Consider the following 26,243-nt stretch of genomic DNA (forward strand, 5'->3'; position numbering starts at 1 on the left):
ATGGCCGAGCGAGGCGGCATGGACTGGGCCCCGGAAGCGGCCCGGGCCCTCAAGGGGGTCCCCTTGGTGGTGCGCGCCCTGGCCCGCCGCAAGGTGGAACAGCGGGTGCGCGGCGAGGGCCGGGAGCTGGTGAGCCTGGCCGACTTCGCCGCCGCCGAGGCCCGCTTTCGGGCGGCCATGGGCGGCAAGAGCGAAAAGGAGCTGGCCCAACTTCTGCCCAGCGAAAACCGCCCCGGCGCCCAGATGGTGGTGCTGGAGTCCTGCCGGGCCCAACTCTCCGGCTGCCCCAACGCCCTGGTCGACACCGAGCCCTGGCGCGCGGCTCTGGAGCAATGGTTGGCGGACGAACAGGTGAGCGAGCGCCTCAGAGCCAAGGTGGCCGGCGACCAGGTGTTGTTCCACCACAAGCTGCGCCTGTCCCTGTCCGGCTGCCCCAACGGCTGCTCGCGGCCTCAGATAGCCGATCTGGCCCTGGTGGGTAGCGTGCGGCCGAGCTTTGACCCCGACGCTTGCACCGTTTGCGGCCAATGCGCCGCGGCCTGCCCCGACGGCGCAATCGCGGTGGACGAGGCGGTCTCTTGGGACCGCGACCTCTGCCTGGGCTGCCTGGGCTGCGCGGCGTCCTGCCCCAGCGAGGCGGTTCGCCTGGCCCAGCCGCAGATGCGCCTGATGATGGGCGGCAAGCTGGGCCGCCATCCCCACCTGGCTGTGGAAACGGCTCGGGTGGACGGCCCGGAGCAGGCGGTGGCCCTCGTGGCCGCCAGCGTGGACGACTACATCGACAACGCGCCCCAGGGCGAGCGCTTCGCCGCCTGGTGGGCCGCCAAGCATAAGGAGGGGGAGTGATGGCCCAGACCATGTGCCCCGGTCAAGACACCAAGTTCTGGGGGCCCGGCGACATCTTCGAAACCACCTGCGCCCACTGCGGAGCGGAGATCGAGTTCTTTAAGGACGATGCCTCGCGCCGCTGCCCCGGCTGCGGCCAGAAGGTGGCCAACCCCAAGCTCAACCTGGGCTGCGCCCAGTGGTGCGAGCACGCCAAGGAGTGCCTGGGCTACGACCCCAAGGAGGCCCTGGCCGAGCACGCCGCCGCCGGGGGAGGGGGCGAGTCGCTTTTGGACCGCCTGCTCCAGGCCATGCAGGCCACCTTCGGCCGCGACGCCAAGCGCATCGAACACGCCCAGGCGGTGTTGGCCAACGCCCAGGAGTTGATGAAGGCCGAGGGCGGCGACCCCAAGGTGATCCTGGCCGCGGCGGTGTTGCACGACATCGGCATCCAGGCGGCCGAGGCCAAGCACGGCTCCGCGGCCGGGCGCTGGCAGGAGCTGGAAGGCCCGCCCATCGCCGAGGCCATCATGAAGGACCTGGACCTGGATATGGAGACCCGCGACCACGTGGGGCGCATCATCGCCAACCACCACTCGGCCAAGGACATCGACACCCTGGAGTTTCGCATCATCTGGGACAGCGACTGGCTGGTGAACATCCCCGAGGAGTTTCCCGGTCTCAGCGCCGAGAAGATGACCAAGCTCATCGACAAGGTCTTCAAGACCGCCACCGGCCGCAAGCTGGCCCGGCAGCGCTTTTTAGGCGCCTAGAGCGCCGCCCCCCCAACAAAAAATGCGGGCCGGGAGGGAATCGCCCTCCCGGCCCGTTAAGCGCCGCGCGTTGATGACTCGCTGGTGTGATTGCTAGGCGGCGCCCTTTTTCTTCTTGTCGTCGATGTCGCCGGGGTACACCACCGCCTCGTGGCCCCGCTCGCCGGTGCGGATGCGCACCGCCTCGTCCACGGGGTAGACGAAGATCAGCCCGTCGCCCGCGTCGCCGGTGCGTCCGCCCTTGAGAATGGCGGCGATGGTCTCGTCCACGTTGTCTTCACTGAGGATGATGTTGATCTGCATCTTGGGCAGCATGTCCACCTGGTAGGTGCCCGAGCGTCCGGCCAGGGTGATGCCGCCCTGGCGGCCCTGGCCCCTGATCTCGAAGACGTTCATGCCCCGGATGCCCACTTCGTGCAAGGAGTCCTTGACGTCGTTGAGCTTGTCCTCGCGAATTATGGCTTCTATCTTCTTAAGCATCGCTTTTTGTCTCCTTAAGTCCCGGCTCTAGCCTAGGAGTAGGCCCGTTCGCCGTGCTCGGAAAGGTCCAGGCCCACTTCTTCTTCCAGAGTCTCCACCCTGAGGCCCATGATACCGCCCAGAACCTTGGTCAGAATAAAGGTGACCAGGAACACGAAGCAGATGGTCACCGCCACGCTGACGGCCTGGATGCCGAACTGGCCGGGGTTGCCGTAGAACAGGCCCACCGCCTCGTTCACCTCAGGGGCGGCGAACAGGCCGGTGGCCAGGGCGCCCCAGGTGCCGGCCATGCCGTGACAGGCCCACACGTCCAACGACTCGTCCAGGTTGCGCTTTTGGCGGAAGCGGATGGCGTAGTAGCTGATGGGCGCGGCGACGGCTCCGATGGCGATGGCGCTCAGGGGAGTCACGAAGCCCGCCGCCGGGGTGATGGCCACCAGGCCCACCACCGCGCCGGTGGCGATGCCCAAGACGCTGGGCTTGCCCGCGTCGGCCCAGGAGACCAGCATCCAGCTCACCGCCGCGGCGGCGGTGGCGGTGTTGGTGTTCACGAAGGCATAGGAGGCCAGGCCGTCGGCGGCCAGGGAGCTGCCCGCGTTGAAGCCGAACCAGCCGAACCACAACAGACCCGCGCCCAGGACGGTGTAGGGGATGTTATGGGGCTCCATGGGGGCCTTGGGGAAGCCCTTGCGCGGCCCGATGGCGATGGCGAAGGCCAGGGCGCTGAAGCCGGCGGCGATGTGCACCACGGTGCCGCCCGCGAAGTCCAGGGCGCCCATGGCGCCCATCCAGCCGCCGTCGCCCCACACCCAGTGGCACAGGGGATCGTAGACTATGGTGGCCCAGAGCACCGCGAAGACCAGGAAGGTCTTGAAGCGGATGCGCTCCACAAAGGCGCCGGTGATCAGCGCCGGGGTGATTACCGCGAACATCATCTGAAAGGCGGCAAAGGCCAAATGGGGGATGTTGTCGGCGTAGGGCCCCGGCACGCCGGTGACCCCGCTGAAGCCCAGGTAGCTAAGGTCGCCGAAGAGACCGGCCACGTTTTTACCAAAGGCCAGGGTGTAGCCGTAGAGCACCCATTGCACCCCGATGACCCCCATCATGATGAACGACAGGTTCAGGGTGGAGAGGATGTTCTTTTTGCGGACCATGCCTCCATAGAAAAAGGCCAGGCCGGGGGTCATCAAAAGGACCATAGCCGAGCTGGTCAAGATCCAGGCAGTGTCGCCCGCGCTGATGGGGTTGGCCATGACTTGCTCCCTCCTCAGTAGCAAAAAATTGAACTTGCAAACCTCGAGTCATTATTCAAACCCGCCGCGAAGCCGGTCGGGCCTCCGCGGCGAGGTGATTTCGCGGTTGTTGAACGCAACCTTGATGCCAAAAAAGGAAATTTCCTTAAAAAGCAGGAAAAAATGTAGGTTACGCGCTGAGTGTCACGCGAGGATGGCAGGATTAATAGTACCGTTTGGTAGCCTTGGCCCGCGCAAGATGGCCTGTTTTGAGGCGATGGAAAGACCGGAAAGCGCCCCACCGCGTTTTTTTCGTTTTGGCCTAAAATTGGGTAATCACTAAAAAGTAAAATAAATCGGTGTGATACACGAAAAATATTAATCAGGCGTACCTCATGGTAGGCTGTAAGTATAAAACATACTGAATGGTACTTTTGCTGGAAGGCGCCGACCAAGGCGCAACATATTTGTAGCGCTAAGCTCGGTCGCAAGGTTGCAATTTGGTAAGGCGGCCTCCGGTCCCTTTTCTTGACCACCATACAAATTCCGGGTATATATGCAAAATTCCTAGCTCGTCCCCCCGAGGGACCAAAAAGCGAGACTTAGAAAGGCGGCGGCGTTTTGGCCATTCAGGCGGTCAGGGGCATGAAAGACCTGCTGCCCCCCGAGTCCCCCAAGTGGCGCTTCATCGAGGCCACGGCCCGGGAGGTGTTCAGTTCCTTCGGTTTCAGCGAGATACGCACTCCCATCTTGGAACGCACCGAGTTGTTCTCTCGCTCCATCGGCGAGGAAACCGACATCGTTTCCAAGGAGATGTACACCTTCAGCGATCGCAGCGGCGACTCGCTGACCATGCGGCCCGAGGCCACGGCCGGGGTGGTGCGGGCCTTTTTGGAGAGCAAGCTCTACGCGGTGCCCGGACCGCACAAGCTTTTCACCATCGGCCCCATGTTCCGCCACGAGCGGCCCCAAAAAGGCCGCCTGCGCCAGTTTCACCAACTGGACTGCGAGGTCTTGGACGACGCCGGGCCCCAGGGCGATGCCGAGCTTCTGGTCCTGGCCCACCATCTGCTGGAGCGCCTGGGCGTGCGCCAGGTGACCCTGGTGCTCAACTCCCTGGGCTGCCCCGAGTGCCGCCCCGGCTTCAAGCAGGGCCTCATGGATTATTTCGAGAGCCGCCAGGGCGCCCTGTGCGAGGACTGCCGCCGCCGCCTGGCCAGCAACCCGCTCAGGGTATTGGACTGCAAGCAGGAGGGCTGCAGGGAGATTTCCCAGGGCGCGCCCCTGATCAGCGGCTCCTGGTGCGAGGCCTGCGCCGAGCATTTCGAGGAGGTGAAGCGCCTGCTGACCATGGCCGGCGTGAGCTATGAGACCGATCCCAAGCTGGTGCGGGGCCTGGACTATTACACCCGCACCGCCTTTGAGTTCAAGACCAGCCAATTGGGGGCCCAGGATGCGGTGGGCGGCGGCGGGCGCTATGATGGGCTGATAGAGGTCCTGGGCGGCCCGGCCACCCCGGCCATCGGCTTCGCCCTGGGGGTGGAGCGCCTGGCCCTACTATTGGAAGACAACCCGGAGTGGCAAAAGGGCCCCGCTTTGTTCATCGCCGCCCTGGGCGACGAGCCCCGGGATTGGGCCTTTGGCGCGGCCCAAAAGCTGCGCCGGGCCGGGGTCTGGGTGGAGATGAGCGCGGCGTCGGCCAGCCTAAAGGCCCAGATGCGCCGGGCCAACAAATCGGGCGCCGCCCGGGTGCTCATCGTGGGCGGCGAGGAACTGACGGCGGGCAGGGCCCCTCTGAAGGACATGGCCACCGGGGAGCAGCAGGATCTGCCCCTGGAGGAGATAGTGAATCGCCTGATGGCGGCGGGAGCATAACTTGTCTGAACAATTCGTATACGACCTGAAACGCACCCACTCCTGCGGCGAGTTGGGCCTCGAGGACGTGGGCAGCCAAGTGGTTCTCATGGGTTGGGCCATGCGCCGCCGCGACCATGGCGGGCTCATCTTCGTGGACCTCAGGGACCGCGAGGGCATCACCCAGGTGGTGTTCAACCCGGAGGTGGACGAAGGGGCCCACAGCGGGGCCCACACCATCCGCAGCGAGTTCTGCATCGCCCTCAAGGGCACGGTGCGTGAACGGCCCGAGGGCATGACCAACCCCAACCTGGTCACCGGAGGCATCGAGGTCTACGTGGACCAGTTCGAGATCCTCAACCCCAGCAAGACCCCGCCGTTCATGCTGGAGGAGTGGATCGAGGTCAACGAGAACATCCGCCTGAAGTACCGCTATCTGGACCTGCGGCGGCCGGAGATGTACGCCAACCTGATGCTTCGCCACAAGGCGGCGGCGGCGGCCCGGCGTTATCTCAATGAAAACGGCTTCCTGGAGGTGGAGACCCCCTTCCTCACCAAATCCACCCCCGAGGGGGCCCGCGACTATCTGGTGCCCAGCCGGGTGAGCCCCGGCAGCTTTTACGCCCTGCCGCAGTCGCCCCAGCTTTTCAAGCAGCTTCTGATGATGGGCGGGGTGGAGCGCTATTACCAGATCGCTCGTTGCTTCCGCGACGAGGATCTCAGGGCCGACCGCCAGCCCGAGTTCACCCAGGTGGACCTGGAGATGAGCTTCGTGGCCGAGGACGACGTCATGGACCTCACCGAGGGCCTGGTGGCGAACATCGTCATGGAGGCCACCGGCCAGCAGGTGAGCCTGCCGGTGCCCCGCATGACCTACGACGAGGCCATCAGCCGCTACGGCCTGGACGCCCCGGACGTGCGCTTCGGCCTGGAGCTCACCGAGGTTACCGACCTGGTGGCCGGCGCCGAGTTCAAGCTGTTCGCCACCGCGGCGGCCAAGGGGCTTTTGGTCAAGGCCATCAACGGCAAGCAAATGGCCGCCTTGAGCCGCAAGGACCTGGACGACCTGACCAGCTACGTGGCCGATTTCGGGGCCAAGGGCCTGGCCTGGGTGAAGATCAAGCCCCAGGGCGAATGGCAATCCCCCATCGCCAAGTTCTTCACCCCCGAACTGCAACAGGCCATCAACCAGCGCCTGGACGCGGTGGAGGGTGACATCCTGTTCTTCGGGGCCGACGTGCCCGCCGTGGTGCACGAGTCCCTGGGCCGCCTGCGCCTGGAACTGGCCCGGCGGTTCGAGCTGAACAAGGACAAGGGCCTGACCTTCTGCTGGGTCACCGAGTTCCCCATGGTGGAATACAACCAGGACGAGAAACGCTGGGAGGCCATGCACCATCCCTTTACCAGCCCGCGCCAGGAAGACCTGGAGCTTTTGACCAGCGATCCGGGCAAGGTTAAGGCCCGGGCCTATGACCTGGTGCTCAACGGCAGCGAGGTGGGCGGCGGCTCCATCCGTATCCACCGGCCGGACGTGCAGGCGCAGGTTTTCGCGGCCCTGGGCATTTCCGACGAGGAGGCCCAGGAGAAGTTCGGTTTCCTGTTGGAGGCGCTCACCTACGGAGCGCCGCCCCATGGCGGTTTGGCCCTGGGTTTCGACCGGTTGGTGGCTATTTTGGCCGGAGAGCCCTCCATCCGCGAGGTAATAGCCTTTCCTAAAACCCAAAAGGCTTCTTGCCCCCTCACCGAGGCGCCCTCACGGGTCGCCGCGAGTCAACTTTTGGAGTTGGGGCTGCGCGTGGAAAAGGCGGATTGATAAAAAATTGTAGGCTTATAGTAACCTTTAAATTTGCACCATCTATTGACTTGAGGTTGCTATCAGGCCTAAAATTGCTTTTAGAGCTTAAAACGTGGCAACTTACGGCTGAGTAACTCTACACACCGCTAATGGAAGCGGATAGGCAGCCGGACTCTGAACCTCGCTACTTGGGAGGAACAATAAGGAGGATATGGGAATGACCAGGTTAAAAAAAGTGTTGCCCTGGATGGCCGTCTTGGCCGCTTTGGGCCTGCTGGGTGGTTGCGCCAACTTGTGTGGAGTGGAAAAGGCTCCGCCCCAGGCGCCCCCTCCGCCTCCCGCCGTTAAGAAGTGGAGTCCTCCCAAGCCCGCGCCTGTGACGGAAAAGCCCGCCCCCGCGCCTGCGTTGCCTACCACTTACACGGTGGAAAAGTGCGACGACCTGTGGAGCATCTCCGCCAAGCCGCAGATTTACAACGATCCTTGGCTGTGGTGCTTGATCTACAACGCCAACAAAGACAAGATCAAAGACCCCAACAAGCTTAAGGTTGGGACCGTGTTGACCGTGCCTCGTTCGATCAGCGACGCCGACAAGGCCGACGCGCGCAAGTGCTCCATGAAGTTCCCCAAGTATATGCCTCCCAAGGGAGCCAAGCGCTACTGCCCGCCTAAGTAAGCTCCGAACCGGATTCAGCGGGCCGCCTTCGGGCGGCCCGTTACTGCAAAGTACGACCCATACCGAAGGGAGCGCTCTTTGACGAGGGCGCTCCCTTCCGGTATTTTTTTGCGGTGGGGAAACTTTATAGCACGCAAAAGAGGTGCGAGATGGCGAACTGGAACAATAGCCGCAGAGTGTTGGATCACAAACATCAGCCCGATTATTTAAAATTAGTGGACGTTGCCCAACCGCAATTATTTCGAGATATTTTCCCCTACGACGAAGTGTGCCGCACTGATTTCGACCATAAGCTGCTGCCTCTGACCCCGGCCGACGAGTGGTTTATAACCGATACCACCTTCCGTGACGGCCAACAGGCTCGCCCGCCTTACAAGGCCAAACAGATCGTGGCCATCTACGATATGCTGCACAAATTGTCCGGGCCCAAGGGAATAATTCGCCAAAGCGAGTTCTTCCTTTACAGCCAACGGGACAAGGAGGCGGTGGAAAAATGCCTGGCCCTGGGGCACCGCTTCCCGGAAATTACCGGCTGGGTGCGGGCCAAAAAGGAAGAATTGGCCGAGGTCAAGAAGCTCGGTCTCAAGGAGACCGGCATCCTCACCTCGGTGAGCGACTATCACATCTATCACAAGATGAACACCACCCGGGCCAAGATCCTGGACAAATACCTGGGGGTGGTCAAGGACGCCCTTTCCCTGGGCCTGATCCCCCGCTGCCACTTCGAGGACATAACCCGGGCCGACATCTACGGTTTCGTGGTGCCTTTTGCCCTGGAGTTGGCCAAGCTGCGTCAGGAGTCGGGCATAGGCATCAAGATCCGCCTGTGCGACACCATGGGTTACGGGGTCACCTATCCCGGCGCGGCCCTGCCGCGCAGCGTGGACAAGCTGGTGCGCACCATGATCGACGACGCCGACTGCCCCGGCAAGCTCATGGAGTGGCACGGCCACAACGATTTCTACAAGGTGCTGATCAACGCCTCCACCGCCTGGCTCAACGGCTGCGCCGGGGCCAACGCCACGGTGCTGGGCTTTGGAGAGCGCACCGGCAACACGCCCCTGGAGGCCCTGGTCATCGAGTACATCTCCCTCCGGGGCAAGGCCGACGGCATGGACACCCGGCTCATCACCGAGTTGGCCGAGTATTTCGAGAAAGAGATCGGTTTCCGCATCGCTCCCACCACCCCCTTCGTGGGCCGCGACTTCAACTCCACCAAGGCGGGCATTCACGCCGACGGAATGGTGAAGAACCCGGAAATCTACAACATTTTCGACACCGAAAAGATACTGGGCCGGCCCTACACCATCGCCATCACCGACAAGAGCGGGGCCGCGGCCATCGCCCACTGGGTGAACCAGCGCCTGAAGCTGGCCCCGGAGCGGGCGGTGGACAAGCGCCATCCGGGCATCATCAAGATCAACAACTGGGTGCAGGAACAATATGAGGAAGGCCGCCTCACCTCCATCGGCAACTCCGAGCTGGAGGTGGTGGCCCGCAAGCACCTGCCCGAGCTGTTCCTCAGCGAATTCGATCGCTTGAAGGACCGGGCTAAGCAGCTGGCCCTGGATCTGGGCGCCCAGCTCATCGATCGTCCCGAGCTCAAGACCCTGGCCCCGGCGGTCATGGAGCCGGTGCTGCAGGAATTTTTGGACAAAAACCCCTTTATCCAGTTCCTGTACGTGGTAAACCCGCAAGGCTACAAAATCACCAGGAACATCACCAACATCGTGGATAGGGCCAAATACTCGGGCACCCAGTTGGAAACCGACTTCAGCGACCGCAACTGGTTCATAGGTCCCATGAAGGACGGCAAGCTGCACGTGAGCGAGTTCTACAGCAGCAAGATCACCGGGGCCTTGTGCATCACCATGAGCGGCCCGGTGCGCGACGACAACGACACCATAGTGGGGGTCTTGGGCGCGGATATCCGCTTCGAGGATCTAGCCAAACTAGAGGCCGAGGAAAAGGCCGAAGAGTAGGGTCCGCGGGGCATATTTCTTGACAAGTATGAGTATCTCGGTCTATTCTTCGGTGGTCTTTAGCCTAGACGATTTGTTTTTACATTGAGGCCGCTAGCCTCGAGGTTTTCATAGGGAGGAATACCTTGGCAGAAATTAAAGCACCCATGGGTGGCAAAGTCATCAAGGTTTCGGTGAAAGTCGGCGACCAGATCGGCGAGGACGATGAGGTGGCCGTGCTCGAGGCCATGAAGATGGAAATGCCCATCCTCTCCGAGGACGATGGAACCGTGGCCGAAGTCAAAGTAGAGGCCGGTCAGACCGTGGAAGCTGAGCAGGTTCTGGTGGTTCTCAGTTAATCGGCGACTCAGCCAATGTCAGCCACCGCGGGCTGTCCGGACGGATTAAAACCCGACTGGACAGCCCGCGAACTTTTTGAGTAACGCTTTTTCGCTTCCTGGAATCTTACACCACAACATTTTTTGGAATAAAACGTAGGAGAATTTCGCAATGGACAACGTGCCGGTCACCACCAAGCAAAAGATCGAAGATCTTAAAAAGCGCGACGAGGCGGCTCGCCTGGGTGGTGGCCTCAAGCGCATCGAGGCCCAGCACGCCAAGGGTAAGATGACTGCCCGTGAGCGCATAGAGGCTCTCTTGGATGCCAACACTTTCGAGGAGTTCGACCGTTTCGTGGTGCATCGCTGCACCGACTTTGGCATGGACAAAAGCAAAATTCCCGGCGACGGGGTGGTCACCGGCTACGGCCGGGTCAACGGCCGCCCCGTTTTCGTTTTCAGCCAGGACTTCACCGTGTTCGGCGGCTCCCTCTCGGGCCCCTTTGGCGAGAAGGTCTGCAAGGTCATGGACCTGGCGGTAAAGGCCGGAGCCCCGGTGATCGGGCTCAACGACTCGGGCGGGGCCCGCATTCAAGAAGGCGTGGTCTCCCTGGGCTCCTACGGCGAGATATTTAGGCGCAACGTGCTCTCCAGCGGAGTGGTCCCTCAAATCAGCGCGATAATGGGCCCCTGCGCCGGGGGCGCGGTGTATTCGCCGGCCATCACCGACTTCATTTTCATGGTGGATCAGACCTCCTACATGCACATCACCGGTCCGGCGGTCATCAAATCGGTGACCGGCGAGACGGTCACCAGCGAGACGGTGGGCGGGGCCAAGGTGCACAATACCAAAAGCGGCGTGGCCCAATTCATGGCCGCCGACGACGCCGAATGCTTGAAAATGGTGCGCAAGCTCTTGTCCTATCTGCCCTCCAACTACGAGCAAAAGCCCCCGGAAAAGCACTCCGGCGACCCCGCCAGCCGCACCGCGCCCGAGCTGGACGAGTTCATTCCCGACAATCCCAAGATGCCCTACAACATGAAAAAGCTCATCAAGACCGTGGTGGACGCGGACAGTTTCTTCGAGGTGAGCAAGGGCTGGGCCAAGAATATGATCACCGCTTTTGCCCGTTTGGCGGGCATGGTGGTGGGCATCGTGGCCAACAATCCCATGCAACTGGCCGGCTGTTTGGACATCGACGCCAGCCGCAAGGGGGCGCGCTTCGTGCGCTTTTGCGACGCTTTCAACATCCCGGTGGTCACCTTCGTGGACGTGCCGGGGTTCTTGCCCGGGGTGCAGCAGGAGTACGGGGGCATCATCTGCCACGGCTCCAAGCTGATCTACGCCTATTGCGAGGCCACGGTGCCCTTGCTCACGGTCATCACCCGCAAGGCCTATGGCGGAGCCTACGACGTGATGGGCTCAAAACACCACGGCGCGGACGTGAACTTCGCCTATCCCACCGCCGAGATCGCGGTGATGGGCCCCGAGGGCGCGGTGAACATCGTCTTCCGCCACGAGCTGGAAAAGGCCGAAGACAAGGACGCCACCTACCAGGAGTTGGTGAGCGAGTACCGGGCCAAGTTTGCCAGCCCCTACCGCGCGGCCGAGCTGGGCTACGTCGACGAGATCATCCTACCCAGCCAGACCCGCAGCAAGCTGATCCGGGCCCTGGAGGTGCTAAAGACCAAGCGCACCTTCCGCCCCGAGCGCCGTCACGGCAACGTGCCTCTGTAAGGGGGAAGTATAATGAGCAGTTTCGTGGAACAACTTCAGGCGTGGCAGGCCGGCGTGGACAAGATGCTGGCCAAGCGCCCGGAACGCAAAAAGCAATTCACCACCCTCAGCGGCCTGCCCATAGAGCGGGTGTATCTGCCGGAAGACCCCGGCGACGAGTACGCCCAAAAGCTGGGCCTGCCGGGCGAATACCCCTATGCGCGCGGGGTGCAGCCCACCATGTACCGGGGCCGCCTGTGGACCATGCGCCAATACGCGGGCTTCGCCACCGCCGCAGAGAGCAACCAGCGCTACCGCTATCTGCTGGACCAGGGCACCACCGGCCTGAGCGTGGCCTTCGACCTGCCCACCCAGATCGGCTACGACGCGGACCACGACCTGGCCCGGGGCGAGGTGGGCAAGGTGGGCGTGTCCATCAGCTCTTTGAAGGACATGGAGGTGCTTTTCGACCAGATCCCCCTGGACAAGGTCTCCACCTCCATGACCATCAACGCCCCGGCGGGCATCCTGTTGGCCATGTACATCGCGGTGGCCGAAAAGCAGGGGGTGAGCCCGGACAAGCTCCGGGGTACCATCCAAAACGACATCCTCAAGGAATACTCCAGCCGGGGCACCTACATCTTCCCGCCCCGGCCCTCCATGCGCATCATCACCAACATCTTCGCCTACTGCGCGGCCGAGGTGCCGCTGTGGAACACCATCAGCATCAGCGGCTACCACATCCGCGAGGCGGGCAGCACGGCGGTGCAGGAGGTGGCCTTCACCCTGGCCAACGGCATGGCCTACGTCAAGGCGGCCATGGACGCGGGCCTGGACGTGGATGAGTTCGGCCCCCGCCTGAGCTTCTTCTTCAACGCCCACAGCGAGTTCTTGGAGGAGGTGGCCAAATACCGCGCCGCCCGCCGCCTGTGGGCCAAGATCATGAAGGAGCGCTTCGGGGCCAAAAACCCCAAGAGCATGATGGTGCGCTTCCACACCCAGACCGCCGGTTGCAGCCTCACCGCCCAGCAGCCCAAGAACAACATCGTGCGGGTGGCCTTCCAGGCCATGAGCGCGGTGTTGGGCGGCACCCAGAGCCTGCACACCAACTCCATGGACGAGGCGCTGAGCCTGCCCACCCAAGAGGCGGTGACCATCGCGCTACGCACCCAGCAGATCATCGGCTACGAGACCGGGGTCACCGAGACGGTGGACCCCCTGGCCGGAGCCTATTACATCGAGCACCTCACCGACGAGATTCAGAAGCGGGCCGAAGCCTACATCGCCAAGATCGACGAGATGGGCGGCGCCGTGCCGGCCATCGAGCAGGGCTACGTACAGCGCGAGATCCAGGAAGCGGCCTACGACTACCAGAAGGCGGTGGAGGACAACGAGCGCGTGGTGGTGGGAGTGAACAAGTTCGTGGTCAAAGAGCCCCCGCCCAGCGGCCTCCTGCGGGTGGACCCCAAGGTGCGCGAGGAGCAGGCGGCGGCCCTGGCCCAGCTGCGCGGCCAGCGCGACCAGAAGGCGGTGGACGCCGCCCTGGCCGGGCTCAAGGCGGCGGCCCAGGAGGACCAGAACCTGATGCCCCATTTCCTGAGCTGCGTGCGGGGCTACACCACCCTGGGCGAGATCTGCGACACCCTGCGCGGGGTGTTCGGCGAATACCAGGCCCCCACGACCATCTAGGAGGAGCGAGCCATGCGCAAGATAAGAGTACTGGCGGCCAAGCCCGGCCTGGACGGTCACGACCGGGGAGTCAAGGTCATCGCCGCGGCGCTGCGCGACGCGGGCATGGAGGTGATCTACACCGGTCTCAGGCAAACCCCCGAGCAGATAGTGGCCACCGCCCTGCAGGAGGACGTGGACGTCATCGCCCTGTCCATCCTCTCCGGGGCCCACGACTACCTCTTCCCCGAGGTGATGAAGCTGATCAAGCAAAAGGGCATGGACAACGTGCTGGTGCTGGGCGGCGGGGTCATCCCCGAGGAGGACATACCGGCCCTCAAGGCGGCGGGCATCGCCGAGGTGTTTGGGCCGGGCACCAACACCCACAAGATCGTGGAGTTCATCAAGGCCAACGTGAAGTCCCGCGACTAGCGGGCTCGGCCAGCAAAAGCAGCGCCCGGGCTCCGCGAGGGGCCCGGGCGTTTTGTTTCAGACTAGCGGCCTACTTCCACGGCCCATCCAGCCGCACCGCCTCCCGCTTCCTGACCTCCTCGCCATAAAAACGCTCCAGCAGGTGCAGGCCCAAATCCACCCCCGAGGCCACGCCCCCGGCGGTGATGATGTTTCCCAAATCCACGATTTTCTCGTGCACTACCTTTATAGAAGGAAAAGCGGCGGCAAAGTTCCTCAAGCGCATAGGGTGGGTGGTGGCGCTTAGGCCATCCAGCAGCCCGGCCCGAGCCAGCCAGTACGACCCGGTGCACACCGAGGCCAAAACCTTCACCCGCTCGGCCTGCATTTTAAGGAAGCTGAGCATTGGTTCCAAGTTCTCGGGCACCCGCGCGCCGGGGCCGCCGGGCACCACCAGGATGTCCATGTCCGGGGCCTCTTCCAGGGTGAAATGGGGCCGCACCACCAGGCGGTCCATGCACTCCACCTCCGGGGTGGGGCCCAACATGAAAGCCTGGAAACAGGGCCGCCCGGCCTCGTCGGTGGACCGCGTCAACACCTCAAAAGGCCCGGCAAAGTCCAAGACCTCCACCTCGTGGAACAGCAGCACTCCGGCGGTCATGGGCTGGGACATGCTAAACCTCTTTTACCAGGGCCAGACCCTTGGCCAGGGCCTGGCGGTTGGGAGGCATCTTGGAGGCGGGGAACATCTCGCCCAGGGCCTGTTCCACCTCGCGCGCGCCGATGGGCAAAAGCTCCAGGCCGCACAGGGCGCCCAAGAGCACCACGTTGGCCAGGATGTGGTTGCCCAGCTCCAGGGCGGCCGCCGTGGCGGGCAGCCAGTAGAGGCTGGCGCACAGGCCCTCCAGGGTGGCCCGCAGTTCCTCGGGCTCGGGGTAGCTCTGCTCTCCGGCCAGCACCCCCAGGGGGCGCAGGGGCCGGTCGTTGGTGAGCACCACCACGCCGGGGTGGCCGTAGACGCCCACCAGGCGCAGGACCTCCAAGGGCTCCAGGCTCACGATGGCCGTGGCCCGGTGGTCGGGCATCATGGGCCCCAGCACCGGCCCGGAACTTAGGCGCACCTGGCTCATCACCGAGCCGCCCCGCTGGCTCAGGCCGTAGGTCTCGCCCACGGTGACCTCGTAGCCGGCCGTGAGTAGGGCCCGGCCCAGCACCTGGCTGGCCAAGACGTTGCCCTGGCCGCCCACCCCGGTGACCACGATGTCCAGGGGATCATGGGTTAGCGCTTTCATGCCGCGGCCTCCTTGGGCCGGGCCTGGATGGCTCCGGCCGGGCAGATCTGGGCGCAGACTCCGCAGCCCACGCACACCACCTCGTCCACCACCGTCTTGCCCGTGGCCCGGTCGAACACCAGGCCGGGGCAGCGGAACACCCGGGTGCAGAAGCGGTTGCAGCCGCACTCCTCGCCCCGGCACAGCTCCGGGTCCACGCTGACTTGCCAGGGATGGCCGCCCCGCTTGTTTTGCACCAGGGCGCAGGCACGGCGGAAGATGAGCACCCTCAGGCCGCCGCCGCTGCGCAGGGCGTCGTAGAGCGCCTCCTGGGCGGCCTCCAGGTCATAGGGGTCCACCACGGAGTAAGGCAGGTCCAGCCCGGCGCAGACCTGCTCCACGTCCACCGCGGTGCCCGCCTGGCCCATGGCCGTGGCTCCGGTGCCGGGGTGAGGCTGGAAGCCGGTCATGGCCGTGGCCGAGTTGTCCAACACCACCAGCACGTAGTCGCTGTTGTTCCAGCGGGCGTTGACCAGGGCGGGCAGGGCGGCGTGGAAAAAGGTGCTGTCGCCCACCACCGAGATCACCGGCTGGTCAAAGCCTTGGCCCCTGAGCTTGCCCAGGCCCGAGGCGATGCCCGGCCCCGAGCCCATGCAGTGCACCGCGTTGACCCGCTCGAAGCCGGTGGGCAACACCCCCATGGTGTAGCAGCCGATGTCCCCGGACACGATGCCCTGGCGGCCGTCGGCGGCCAGGACCTGCTTCATGGACCAGAAGCTGGCCCGGTGGGGGCAGCCGGGGCAGAAGCCCACCTGGCGCGGGGCCACCAGGGCCTGGGCCTCCCGGGCCCGGGCCAGGTAGTGTGGGTCCACCTCTTGCCAGGGCAGGCCCAGGATGTCGGCCAGGGAAGCGGCCACCCGGCTGGGGTTCAGCTCGCCCAGGGGCGGCTTGTGCCCGGTGTCCTGGCCGTAGAAATCCTTGAACCCCAGGCGGCGCGCCTGCTGGGCGTAGAGGGCCTTGACGTTGCCCTCCAGGTGGGGGTCCACCTCCTCGGCGAAGAGGATCTTGTCGGCCCGCTCCAGGTGGGTGAGGATCAGCTCTTGGTCCAGGGGCCAGGTGGCTCCCAGGTGCAGGATGCCCACCCGCTCGGCCGCGCCCACCAGGCGGCGGGCCTCGTCGGCGTACAGGCGGCTGGAGCCGCTGGCGATCACCAAGAGCTGGGGGCGCGAGGGGCCGTCGTAATAATTGACCCCCGCGGCGCTCAATATCTCTCCGGCCCGGGCCAGCTTATCCAGCATCACCTGGTGGCGGGGCACCACCGGGATGGTGAACCAGCGTTGGCTGGGGTCCCAGTAGGGCTTGGGCCGGGCCTCGGGCAGGGGGCCGGGAGTCACTCCGGCCCTGGTGTGACTCAGGCGGGCCAGGCCCCTGAGCACCACCAGGTTGCCGATCTGCTCGCTGAGCTCGAAGGCCAGCTTGGTCAGGCGCAGGCACTCGGCCGGGGTGGCCGGCTCCAAAAGGGGCAGGCAGGCCAGGCGGGCGATGAAGCGGGCGTCCTGCTCGTTGGTGGAGCTGACCCCCGAGGGGTCGTCGCAGGTGACCAGGACCAGACCGCCCCGGGAGCCGCTGATGGTCAGGTTGCAGATGAAGTCCTGGGCCACGTTGACCCCGTTCTGCTTCATGGAGGCCATGCCCCGGAGCCCGGCGTAGCTGGCCGCCGCGGCGCTCTCCAAGGCCACCTTTTCGTTGGTGGACCACTCCACGTAGATGCCCGCCGAGGCCGCCGAGTCGGCCAGGGTCTGCAAAATTTCGCTGCTGGGGTTACCCGGATAGGCGGCGGCCAGCGACACTCCGGCCTCCAAGGCCCCCCGGGCGATGGCCTCGTTGCCCTGCATGAGCACCTTTTGGCCGGGGGTCAGCTTGCTGATGTCAGCCATGGCGGCGCTCCTCGCTCCAGGCGGCGGCGCGCTTGCGCTTGGCCGCGGCCGCCTGGTTCAGATGCTCCAACGAGGCGGGGTCGGCCGGTTCCAGCTCCAATAGGCCCTTGCCGGCGGCCAACTCCAGGAGCCCGGTCCCGGCGTGGGTGCGGGACAGGATGGTGTTCCAGCCCGGCTTGCCCTCGCAGGCCCCCACGCTCAGGTCCGCCCCCTCGCTGGTCAAGTCGCCGCACCCGGCGCAGCCGGGGTAGCTCAGGGCCCGCACCTCTTCCAGGGGGATTTCGTGATACCCCCCGTTGCCCCAGACCTGGAAGACGCCCGCCGGAGGGGGCGGGAAGTCGGCCCGGTCCAGGGGAGGGCGCACCCCGTGGCGGGCCAGCAGGTCGCGCAGGCCCCGCCAGGGCAGGTTCATGGTGCAGAAAAGGCCGATCACCAGATGGAGGCGTTCAGCGGCCGGGTTGGGCCGGGGCGCGGCCCGCATGGCCGAGATCGCCTGCACCTGGCAGGGCAGGCCCACCACGGCCAGGGGGTGGGAGGCGTCCTCTTCCAAGGCCTGGTTGAGGCGGCCCAAGGCCCCGCCACCCGCGTAGACCGAGCCCGCCGCGCCCAAAACCCCGACCCGTTCGCTGGCCCGGATGCCCTGGGGGGCGCCCCGGAGGCCGGCGGCGGTGACCACCGCCTCGCCTACCATGGACTGCTCCAGGGCCAGGGCCAGCAGTTCGCTGACCACCCCGCCGTATTGCGCCCGGCCCTCCAGGTCGGGGGCGGTGGCCCGGCCCTGCCAGGCCCCCAGCACCGGCCCCAGGGTCCCCTGGCTTTCGCCCAGGGCGTCCCGTTGGGCCACGGGGCAAAAACTGTAGCACCGGCCGCTGGTTAGCCCGCAGGCATCCGGAGCGGCCACCTGGCCGTCCATGAAAATGAGGTGGGGGCAAAGGCCCAGGCAGGCCCCGCAGGCCACGCACAGGCCGGGCTCGATGACCTCGGCCAGCAGGCGCCCGAGCGCGGCGGGCTGGGGGGCGGGTGAAGCGACGGGTCGGACCATGGTCAGCCTCCCCTGGAGGTGATAGAATCCGCTCTCACCAATAGCAGGGCCGTGACCAAAAAGCAACGCCCCGCATTTGACGGTTATTAGCTATTGCGTAGCGAATTTTTTACCATATAATATGTCACAACCGGCTCTTAGGAGTCGGCGGCTTTCAGAGGAAGGCGGCCTGGGGCGCCGGGTCCTTTAGAGAGGACGTGGCGGCGGGGTGCCTTCTTCTGGGATGAGCGGGCATAACTCAGTTGGTAGAGTACGAGCTTCCCAAGCTTGAAGTCGCGGGTTCGAGCCCCGTTGCCCGCTCCACTTTGACCTAGCCGAACCATTCCCGGCTTAAGGGCCGCGGCTGGGCCGCGCGACCCAGGGCTGGGTTGTCCCTTTTTGAGGGGGTTTCCCGGCGCCGTCCTCCGGCGCGGGGGAGCTTGCTTCGATTAGTGGACCTGATCCAATCTGGCCGGCTTTTCCGGGCCACCGCGATGCGCGGACAGATTTGACGTGGTCCACGGCCTCGGGCGCACCCCGGGGTCCGGGGTGGCGGCTATTGCGGTTCGTCACCCTGGGGGAGGAAAACGCTTGGAGCCCACGGCACCGGCCAGCGACATGGAAAAGCGCCTCGGCGAATTGTTGGAGCCGGTGGTGCGTTCCGAGGGCCTGGTGCTGGTGGAGCTTTCCTGGCGGCGCGAGCGCGGCGGCCAGGTGCTGCGCCTTTGCGTGGATCGGCCCCAGGGAGGGGTGAGCCTGATCGAGTGCACCGAGCTTAGCCGCCAGGTGAGCGACCTGTTGGACGTGGAGGAACCCATCGAGGTTCCCTACAGCCTGGAGGTCAGTTCGCCGGGGCTCAACCGCAAGCTCAAGGACCCCCGCGAGTTCGACCTGTTCGCGGGAAGGCCCGCCCGCCTGGTGGTCAGCCCCCCGGAGGGCGGTACTCAGGTCGTCCAGGGGGTGCTCAAGGGCACCATGGGCCAGGACGTGTTGATCGAGGTGAAGGGCAAGGTAAAGGCCCTGCCCGTGGCCCAGGTGGCCAAGGCCAAGTTGGACCTTGATTTTTAGGGGGGCGCCGAGCGGCGCCGCCCATGCTCTTAGGTTGGGGAGAACCCAATGAGTGAACTTAAACGGATGATCGACCAGGTTTCGCGGGAAAAAGGCCTGGACCGCGAAATTCTCATCAACACCTTGGAAGAAGCCATGCGTTCGGCCGCGCGCCGCAAGCTGGGCTCCAAGGTGGAGGTGGACGTCGCCTACAACGACGACACCGGCGAGGTGGAGGTGTTCGAGTTCAAGGAAGTGGTTAACGAGGTGGACGACCCCGAGACCCAGATTTCCTTGGAGCACGGCCATCGCCTGGACCCCGACTGCGAGGTGGGCGACGAGCTGGGTGTGAAGGTGGACACCGCCGACTTCGGGCGCATCGCCGCCCAGAGCGCCAAGCAGGTCATCATCCAGCGCATGAAGGACGCCGAGCGCGATATCATCTTCGAGGACTTCAAGGACCGCAAGAGCGAGATCATCAACGGCATCGTGCAGCGCTTCGACAAGGGATCGATCATCGTGAACCTGGGCCGCACCGAGGCGGTGGTGCCTCCCCGGGAGCAGGTGCCCCGCGAGGGCTACCGCCCCGGCGACCGGGTACGGGCCTACGTGCTGGACGTCAAGCGCATCTCCCGCGGTCCCCAGATCGTCTTGAGCCGCACCCATCCGGGCTTCATCGAGGCCCTGTTCGAGTTGGAGGTGCCCGAGATCGCCGAGGGCATCGTGACCATCGAGGGCGTGGCCCGCGAGGCGGGCAGCCGCACCAAGCTGGGCGTGGCCAGCAACGACCGCGACGTGGACCCGGTGGGAGCCTGCGTGGGCATGAAGGGCAGCCGGGTGCAAGCGGTGGTGCAAGAGCTTAGGGGCGAGAAGATCGACATCATCGCCTGGGACCAGGACCCGGCCCGCTACGTGGTCAACGCCCTGGCCCCGGCCGAGATCAGCCGGGTGGTGGTGGACGAGGCCAACCAGACCATGGAGGTCATCGTGGCCGACGAGATGCTCAGCCTGGCCATCGGCCGCCGCGGGCAAAACGTGCGCCTGGCCTCCAAGCTCACCGGCTGGAAGATCGACGTGAAGAGCGAGACCCGCTACGGCGAGTCCCTGCGCGACGGCTATCGTTCGCTGCTGGACGTGGTGGGCGTCTCCGACGTGGGGGCCGACACCCTCTACCAGGCGGGCTACGGCTCGGCCGAGGCCCTGGCCGAGGCCGACCCCGAGGAACTGGCCGCCCTGCCGGACATCACCCCCGAGCGGGCCGCCGAACTCATCGCCGACGCCCAGCGTTATCTGCAGGAAGCCCCTCTGCGGGCCGCCGCCTCCGCCGCGGCTCCCACGGAGGAGACCGGCGCCTTGGCCGCGGTGCGCGAGGCCTGGAACGAGCTGGCCGGGCAGGCCAGCGGCGAAGACCAGCCCCTGGTGGAGGCCGAGACGGCTCTCGAAGAGGAGGCCGAGACGGCTCTCGAAGAGGAGGCCGAGACGGCTCTCGAAGAGGAGGCCGAGGCGGCCCCCGAAGAGGAGCCCGTAGCGGCTCCCGAAGAGGAGCCCGAGCCCGACCAGGCCCCAGAGTTGGAACGCAAAGAATAGGCCGCCCGAGAGGACAGGCCGACTCGCCCCCAATGGGGGGCTGCATAGGCCGCCAAGGGGCGGCCCCGGAAGCCGGAAATGAGCGGCTCCGCCCAGGAGAGACCGAGGAGATAATTGATGGCCAAAATGCGGGTATACGAGCTGGCCAAAGAGCTCAAGATCGATAACCGCGATTTGATTCGACAGCTTATCGAAATGGGCCTGGACGTGCGCAACCACATGAGCGCCCTCTCGCCGGAGGACGCCCAGATGGTGCGCGACAAGTTGAAGGCCGAGCGCAACGAAGTGGTGGAGGAAAAACGGGTCACCACCCAGGTTATCCGCCGCCGCCGCAAAAAGGTGGATACCGCCGAGGAAGCCGCCGCCCCGGAGGCGGAGGAGCTTTCCCCGGAGGAGACGGCCGAGCTCGAAGAGCCCGAGACTCTCCCCACCGACGAAGCCCCGGCCCAGCCGGAGCCCGCCGCCGAAGTCCAGGTGTCCGCCGAGTCCGAACCCGCGCCCACGGCCGAGGCCGCCGCTCCCGCGGAGCCGGAGCCCGCTCCCGGGCCCAAGGCCGAGGCTCGGATAGAACCCGAACCGGAGCCCGAGCCGGAGCCTGAGCCTGAGCCAAAACCGGAGCCCGAGCCGGAACCAGAACCGGAGCCCGCGCCCGCGCCCAAGCCGGAACCTAAACCCACGCCGGAGCCGGAGCCTGCCCCCGCGCCCCAAAAGGAGCCCACGTCAGTGGCGGAAGCCAAACCCGTGCCCGAGCCGGAACCCGAGCCCGAGCCCAAGCCCCAGAAGGCGGCGGCGGAGCCCAAGGAGACGCCGGAGCGTCCCAAGCCTCAAAAGGCCAAACCGGTCCGCCCCAAGCGCGCCGTGGAGGACGCCCCGGCCCGTATCATCAGCAAGCCCACCACGCCGGTGCCCCCCATGGGGGATCGTTGGCGCGAAGACAGCCGGCCCGCCCCTCCGGCGGCCCGCAGGGGGCCACGCCCCGTACCCCCCAGCGCGCCGCCCGTGGGCGAAGTGCCCCCGCCGGACAAGTCCGACGGGCGCCCCAGCCGCCGCCGCAAGAAGGGCAAGAAGGGCACCCAGGTTCCCAGCGACGACGTGCTGATGCGCAAGGCGGGCAGCAAGCGCAAGGAGATTCTGGACCGCGACGCCCTCTACGGCGGGCGCCCCTCCCGGGGACGCCGCCGGGGTGGCGGCACGGTCAAGAAATCGCTCAAGACCGAGCTGACCACGCCCAAGGCCATCAAGCGCCGCGTCAAGGTCACCGAAGCCATCACCGTGGGCGATCTGGCCAAGCGCATGGGCGTCAAGGCCGCCGAGGTGGTGGGACGCATGATGAAGATGGGCATGATGGTGACCCTCAACCAGTCCCTGGACACCGACGACGCCGGTATCGTGGCCTCCGAGTTCGGTTTCGAGATCGAACGGGTGGGCTTCGAGGAAGAAGGGCTGCTGGCCGCTCATGAGGACAGCCCCGAAGAGATGGAGACCCGTCCCCCGGTGGTGACTATCATGGGCCACGTGGACCACGGCAAGACCTCGCTACTCGACAGCATCCGTCACGCCGACGTGGTAAGCGGCGAGGCCGGCGGCATCACCCAGCACATCGGCGCCTACGACGTGCACCTGCCCAATGGCGGCCAGGTGGTGTTCCTGGACACCCCGGGCCACGAGGCCTTCACCCAGATGCGGGCCCGCGGCTCCCAGGTCACCGACGTGGTGGTTCTGGTGGTGGCGGCCGACGACGGCATCATGGAGCAGACCAAGGAGGCCATCAGCCACAGCAAGGCGGCCGGGGTGCCCATCGTGGTGGCCATCAACAAGATCGACAAGCCCGGAGCCGACCCCGAGCGGGTGCGCCGGGAGCTTTCCGAGCGCGGCCTGGTTTCCGAGAGCTGGGGTGGCGACACCATCACCGTGGAGGTCTCGGCCAAGACCGGCCAGGGCGTCGAAGAGCTGCTGGAGATGCTCCAGTTGCAGTCCGAGGTGTTGGAGCTGACCGCCAACCCCAACAAGCCGGCTCGCGGCCACGTGCTGGAGGCGCGCCTGGACAAGGGGCGCGGCCCGGTGGGCACCGTGCTGGTGCAGGAGGGCACTCTCAAGGCGGGCGACAGCTTCGTCTGCGGCACCTTCGCGGGCAAGGTTCGCTCCATGCTCGACGACCGCGGCAAGCCGGTGGATTTGGCCGGCCCCTCCATCCCGGTGGAGGTGCAGGGCTTCGGCGGCGTGCCCGAGGCGGGAGACGAGTTCTCCGTGGTCGATAGCGAGAAGGTGGCGCGGCAAATCGCCGATCACCGGGCCATGAAGAAGCGCGAAGCCGAGCTGTCGGCCAAGACCAAGACCTCCCTCGAGGGCTTCTTCGAGAAGATGGCCGAGGGCGAGGTGCAGGAGCTCAAGCTGGTGGTCAAGGCCGACGTGCAAGGTTCGGTGGAGGCCCTGGTGGAGGCCCTGGGCAAGCTGGGCAACGACCAGGTCAAGGTCAACGTGATTCACGCGGCCACCGGTGCCATCAACGAGTCGGACGTGATGCTGGCCAGCACCAGCGACGCCATCGTCATCGGCTTCAACGTGCGCCCCATGGGCAAGGTGAGCGAGACCGCCGAGGCCGAGCGGGTGGACATCCGCACCTACGAGGTGATCTACCAGGTCCTGGACGAGGTGACCGCCGCCCTCACCGGCATGCTGGCCCCCGAGTTCAAGGAGGAGGTTATCGGCCGGGTGGAGGTGCGCGACACCTTCGGCGTGCCCAAGGTGGGCACCGTGGCCGGCAGCTACGTCACCGAGGGCCACGTGGAGCGCGGGGCGCATGTGCGCCTGCTGCGCGAAGGCGTGGTCATCGCCAACACCAAGGTGTCCTCGCTGAGACGCTTCAAGGACGACGTCAAGGAAGTGGCCCAGGGCTTCGAGTGCGGCGTGGGCCTGGAGAACTACAACGACATCAAGGTGGGCGACGAGATCGAGTTCTACGTGATCCACGAGGTGGCCGCGGAGCTGTAGGTGGTCGTGGGCGCCATGACCATAACCCTGCACCTGGGCCAGGGCGGCAGCCTCAAGGCCAAGCGCAAGGTGGTGCGCAGCCTAACCGATAGGGTGCGCGCCCGCTTCAACGCGGCCGCCGCCGAGGTCGGGGCCCAGGATCTGTGGCAGCGCATCGAACTGGGTTTCACGGTGTGCGGCAACGAGAGCGCCCACGTGGACAACCAGCTCGACTCCATACGCCGCTTCGTGGAACGCATGGCCTTGGCCGAAGTCACCGACGTGCGCCGGGAGCTTATCAACCTCAAGGAGATGACGTGGGCACCCGCCGCACAAAACGACTGGGCAATCTGATCCTGGCCGAGCTGGGCGCCCTGATGGCCCGCCGGGTGAAGGACCCCCGGGTGGCGGCGGTGAACCTGACCGCGGTGGACGTGGCCCCGGACCTGAGCCAGGCCAAGGTCTTTTTCAGCGTGTTGGACCCCGCCAAGAGCGGCGAGGCCCTGGCCGGGCTCAACGCGGCCGCCGGGTTTTTGCGCCGGGAGCTGGCCGCCACCCTGCGGCTCAAGACCATGCCCCGCCTGGTGCCGGTGTACGACGACTCGCTCATCAAGGGGGCCCATCTGGACCAGGTGATACGCCAAGCCCGGGCCCAGGACGAAGCCAACGCCCAGGCCCGGGACGAGGACGAGCCCGAGGAGGCGACCTAGTGAAACAGGTGGCGACCATCATCGCCCAGGCCGAGCGGGTGTGGCTGGTTTCCCACGTTTTGCCCGACGGCGACGCCCTGGGCTCCTCGCTGGGGCTCATGCACCTGCTCAAGGCCCAAGGCAAGCAGGCGCGGGTGTTCAGCGCCGGGCCCATACCCGAGGAATACCTGTTTCTGCCGGGCATGGACCAGGTGAGCGACGTGTTGCCCCAGATAGGGGACCAGGACTTGGCGGTGATGCTCGACTGCCACCAGCCCCAGCGCACCGGGCCGGTGAGCGAGGCCTTTTTGGCCAAGCTGCCCCAGGTGGCCATCATCGACCACCATCAGGGGGCGGTGGATTTCGGGCAGGCGGCCTGGGTGGACCCGGGCTTTGCCGCCACCAGCGAGATGGTTACCCTCTTGGCCCAGGCCGAGGGCTGGGACATCACCCCCGAGGCGGCAACCTGCCTGTTCACGGGGGTGCAGACCGACACCGGCTCCTTCCGCTACGCCAACACCACCCCCCGGGTGTTTCGGGTGGCGGCGGATCTGGCCCAGGCCGGAGCCCAGGTGTGGCCCATCAGCCAGGAGGTTTATGCCACGCGTCCCAAGCGCCTGAGCTTGCTGGGGCGCATCATGGACAACCTGGAGCTCAGCCAGGAGGGGCGTCTGGCCTTGAGCCAGATCACCCTGGACGACCTGGAAAAGGTGGGCGCGGGACCGGCCGATTTGGAACAGGCGGTGGAGACGCTTCGGCTGATCCCCGGCGTGGAGGTCTCGGCCCTGTTCCGCCAGACCCCCAAGGGCGCGGTCAAGGTTTCCATGCGCTCGCGGGGCAAGGTGGACGTGAGCCGGGTGGCCATCGAGCTGGGCGGCGGAGGGCACAAGAACGCCGCCGGAGTGACCCTGGAGGGCAATTTGGCCGGGGTGCGCCGGGACATCGCCACCCGCCTGCGCCTGGGGCTGGAGGAGCTGTCATGAGCCGCCGCCGGCCCAAGCCGAGCTTCCTGGAGGACGGCGTGCTGGTGGTGAACAAACCGGCCGGCCCCACCAGCCACGACGTGGTGGAGCGCCTGCGCCGCCGCTTCCGCCCGGCCAAGCTGGGCCATACCGGCACCCTGGACCCGTTTGCCACCGGGGTGTTGGTCCTGGCTTTCAACCGGGCCACCCGCATGTCCAACCTTTTGAGCGCGGGTGACAAAGTTTACGCCGGGACGGTGAGCCTGGGCACGGCCACCGACACCGGAGACCCCACCGGCGAGGTGATCGAAACCGCGCCGGTGCCCGAGATCGGCCCCGAGCAAGCGGCGGCGGCCCTGGCCTCCCTGGAAGGGGAGCGCATGCAGGCGCCTCCCGCCTATTCGGCGGCCAAGCACCAGGGCAAACCCCTGTACGCCTATGCGCGCCAGGGGGTGGCCGTGGAAAAAGAGGCTCGCCCCATACGGGTGGAGCAGGCCAGGCTGCGGGCCGTGGAGCCGGGCGAGATAGCCTTTGAGCTGACCTGCTCCAAGGGCACCTACGTGCGCTCGCTGGCCGAGGACTTGGCCAGGGAACTGGGCACGGTGGGCCACCTCAAGGAGCTGACCCGCCTGGCCTCAGCGCCCTTCGGCCTGGACGAGGCCCTGGAGCTGGAGGAGGCCCTGGAGCTGAGCGGCAAGCAAATGGCCGAGCGGCTCATCGACCTCAGCCAGGCCCTGGAGCGGGCCGGGTTGCCGGCGGTGGAGGTGGACGAAGACACCGCCTGGCAGGTGCGCCAGGGAATGATCTTGCCCCGCGAGGCCTTGCTGGAGCCCGGCTCCGGCCCGGCCACGGGAGCCTTCCGGGTGCTTACCCCGGAGGGCGAGTTGGTGGCGGTGTTGCGCTGGCTGGAGCCGGACGAGCGCCGCCCCGGACGCGACTATGAAAGTGTGCGAGTCTTTCCCGCCCAAGACCAGGGAGGGCTCGAGGATCAAACATCTGCGTCGGCCTTGGGTGCCGAATAGCTCGGGG

At 65.9% G+C, this 26,243-nt stretch carries 23 protein-coding genes and 1 tRNA gene; 18 read left to right on the forward strand and 6 right to left on the reverse strand.

Annotated elements, in window-relative coordinates; translation table 11 throughout:
* Positions 1-846, forward strand: a complete 846-nt coding sequence (locus AACH32_RS05160) for a 4Fe-4S dicluster domain-containing protein (RefSeq protein ID WP_338605709.1) — start codon at positions 1-3, stop codon at positions 844-846.
* Entirely contained in the window at positions 846-1,598 is a 753-nt protein-coding gene (locus tag AACH32_RS05165) for an HD domain-containing protein (RefSeq protein ID WP_338605710.1), read from the forward strand. Before AACH32_RS05160 ends, AACH32_RS05165 begins: the two co-directional genes overlap by 1 nt.
* Before the next feature lie 93 nt (positions 1,599-1,691).
* Here the strand turns inward: AACH32_RS05165 and AACH32_RS05170 are convergent, their stop codons facing one another.
* On the reverse strand, positions 1,692-2,078 hold the full coding sequence (locus tag AACH32_RS05170; protein ID WP_338605711.1) for a P-II family nitrogen regulator: 387 nt from the start codon (positions 2,076-2,078) through the stop codon (positions 1,692-1,694).
* 32 nt (positions 2,079-2,110) lie between these two features.
* Positions 2,111-3,331, reverse strand: coding sequence for an ammonium transporter (locus AACH32_RS05175; protein ID WP_338605712.1), 1,221 nt, complete (start codon positions 3,329-3,331; stop codon positions 2,111-2,113).
* Positions 3,332-3,931: 600 nt separating this feature from the next.
* On the opposite strand from AACH32_RS05175, the gene hisS reads away from it, so the two are divergent.
* From hisS to AACH32_RS05215, 8 genes are all read left to right on the forward strand, one after another.
* Complete coding sequence (hisS, locus tag AACH32_RS05180; RefSeq protein WP_338605713.1) at positions 3,932-5,185, forward strand: histidine--tRNA ligase; 1,254 nt, start codon at positions 3,932-3,934, stop codon at positions 5,183-5,185.
* A gap of 1 nt (position 5,186) precedes the next feature.
* Entirely contained in the window at positions 5,187-6,977 is a 1,791-nt protein-coding gene (gene aspS / locus AACH32_RS05185) for an aspartate--tRNA ligase (protein ID WP_338605714.1), read from the forward strand.
* 199 nt (positions 6,978-7,176) lie between these two features.
* Positions 7,177-7,635 carry a LysM peptidoglycan-binding domain-containing protein gene (locus tag AACH32_RS05190; RefSeq protein ID WP_338605715.1) on the forward strand — a complete coding sequence of 153 codons (459 nt, stop codon included), beginning with the start codon at positions 7,177-7,179 and terminating at the stop codon, positions 7,633-7,635.
* 266 nt (positions 7,636-7,901) lie between these two features.
* The gene (locus AACH32_RS05195) at positions 7,902-9,617 is read left to right on the forward strand and encodes a triose-phosphate isomerase (RefSeq protein ID WP_338605716.1); all 1,716 of its coding nucleotides are present in this window, start codon (positions 7,902-7,904) and stop codon (positions 9,615-9,617) included.
* 125 nt (positions 9,618-9,742) lie between these two features.
* Positions 9,743-9,955 carry an acetyl-CoA carboxylase biotin carboxyl carrier protein subunit gene (locus AACH32_RS05200; protein ID WP_338605717.1) on the forward strand — a complete coding sequence of 71 codons (213 nt, stop codon included), beginning with the start codon at positions 9,743-9,745 and terminating at the stop codon, positions 9,953-9,955.
* Positions 9,956-10,106: 151 nt separating this feature from the next.
* Complete coding sequence (locus AACH32_RS05205; protein WP_338605718.1) at positions 10,107-11,672, forward strand: acyl-CoA carboxylase subunit beta; 1,566 nt, start codon at positions 10,107-10,109, stop codon at positions 11,670-11,672.
* A gap of 12 nt (positions 11,673-11,684) precedes the next feature.
* The gene (locus tag AACH32_RS05210; RefSeq protein WP_338605719.1) at positions 11,685-13,340 is read left to right on the forward strand and encodes an acyl-CoA mutase large subunit family protein; all 1,656 of its coding nucleotides are present in this window, start codon (positions 11,685-11,687) and stop codon (positions 13,338-13,340) included.
* A gap of 12 nt (positions 13,341-13,352) precedes the next feature.
* A complete protein-coding gene (locus AACH32_RS05215) occupies positions 13,353-13,751 on the forward strand; it encodes a cobalamin B12-binding domain-containing protein (protein ID WP_338605720.1) in 399 nt (132 codons plus the stop codon).
* A 70-nt stretch (positions 13,752-13,821) separates the two neighbouring features.
* On the opposite strand, the gene AACH32_RS05220 is transcribed toward AACH32_RS05215, so the two are convergent.
* The 4 genes from AACH32_RS05220 to AACH32_RS05235 are packed head-to-tail and all read right to left on the reverse strand — an operon-like array spanning position 13,822 to position 17,980.
* The gene (locus AACH32_RS05220; RefSeq protein WP_338605721.1) at positions 13,822-14,403 is read right to left on the reverse strand and encodes a DJ-1/PfpI family protein; all 582 of its coding nucleotides are present in this window, start codon (positions 14,401-14,403) and stop codon (positions 13,822-13,824) included.
* Position 14,404: 1 nt separating this feature from the next.
* A complete protein-coding gene (locus AACH32_RS05225) occupies positions 14,405-15,022 on the reverse strand; it encodes an indolepyruvate oxidoreductase subunit beta (RefSeq protein ID WP_338605722.1) in 618 nt (205 codons plus the stop codon).
* Positions 15,019-16,938 (reverse strand): indolepyruvate ferredoxin oxidoreductase subunit alpha, encoded by a 1,920-nt coding sequence (locus AACH32_RS05230; RefSeq protein ID WP_338605723.1) that lies wholly within the window; start codon positions 16,936-16,938, stop codon positions 15,019-15,021. Before AACH32_RS05230 ends, AACH32_RS05225 begins: the two co-directional genes overlap by 4 nt.
* Positions 16,931-17,980 carry a Coenzyme F420 hydrogenase/dehydrogenase, beta subunit C-terminal domain gene (locus tag AACH32_RS05235; RefSeq protein ID WP_338605724.1) on the reverse strand — a complete coding sequence of 350 codons (1,050 nt, stop codon included), beginning with the start codon at positions 17,978-17,980 and terminating at the stop codon, positions 16,931-16,933. Before AACH32_RS05235 ends, AACH32_RS05230 begins: the two co-directional genes overlap by 8 nt.
* A 227-nt stretch (positions 17,981-18,207) precedes the next feature.
* Between AACH32_RS05235 and AACH32_RS05240 the strand changes: the two genes are divergently transcribed.
* From AACH32_RS05240 to truB, 8 genes are all read left to right on the forward strand, one after another.
* Positions 18,208-18,283, forward strand: a tRNA-Gly gene (locus AACH32_RS05240).
* Positions 18,284-18,550: 267 nt separating this feature from the next.
* The gene (gene rimP / locus AACH32_RS05245) at positions 18,551-19,027 is read left to right on the forward strand and encodes a ribosome maturation factor RimP (protein WP_338605725.1); all 477 of its coding nucleotides are present in this window, start codon (positions 18,551-18,553) and stop codon (positions 19,025-19,027) included.
* A 48-nt stretch (positions 19,028-19,075) separates the two neighbouring features.
* Positions 19,076-20,593, forward strand: coding sequence for a transcription termination factor NusA (gene nusA / locus AACH32_RS05250; protein WP_338605726.1), 1,518 nt, complete (start codon positions 19,076-19,078; stop codon positions 20,591-20,593).
* Between the two features lie 117 nt (positions 20,594-20,710).
* Positions 20,711-23,584 (forward strand): translation initiation factor IF-2, encoded by a 2,874-nt coding sequence (gene infB, locus AACH32_RS05255; RefSeq protein ID WP_338605727.1) that lies wholly within the window; start codon positions 20,711-20,713, stop codon positions 23,582-23,584.
* Positions 23,585-23,917 carry a DUF503 domain-containing protein gene (locus AACH32_RS05260; protein WP_338605728.1) on the forward strand — a complete coding sequence of 111 codons (333 nt, stop codon included), beginning with the start codon at positions 23,585-23,587 and terminating at the stop codon, positions 23,915-23,917.
* Positions 23,881-24,273, forward strand: a complete 393-nt coding sequence (gene rbfA, locus AACH32_RS05265) for a 30S ribosome-binding factor RbfA (protein ID WP_338605729.1) — start codon at positions 23,881-23,883, stop codon at positions 24,271-24,273. Before AACH32_RS05260 ends, rbfA begins: the two co-directional genes overlap by 37 nt.
* A complete protein-coding gene (locus AACH32_RS05270) occupies positions 24,273-25,235 on the forward strand; it encodes a DHH family phosphoesterase (protein ID WP_338605730.1) in 963 nt (320 codons plus the stop codon). The genes rbfA and AACH32_RS05270 overlap by 1 nt, the downstream gene beginning before the upstream one ends.
* Entirely contained in the window at positions 25,232-26,236 is a 1,005-nt protein-coding gene (truB, locus tag AACH32_RS05275; protein WP_338605731.1) for a tRNA pseudouridine(55) synthase TruB, read from the forward strand. Before AACH32_RS05270 ends, truB begins: the two co-directional genes overlap by 4 nt.
* Positions 26,237-26,243 lie beyond the last annotated feature (7 nt).

This window comes from Desulfoferula mesophila, from assembly GCF_037076455.1.
GTDB lineage: Bacteria > Desulfobacterota > Desulfarculia > Desulfarculales > Desulfarculaceae > Desulfoferula > Desulfoferula mesophila.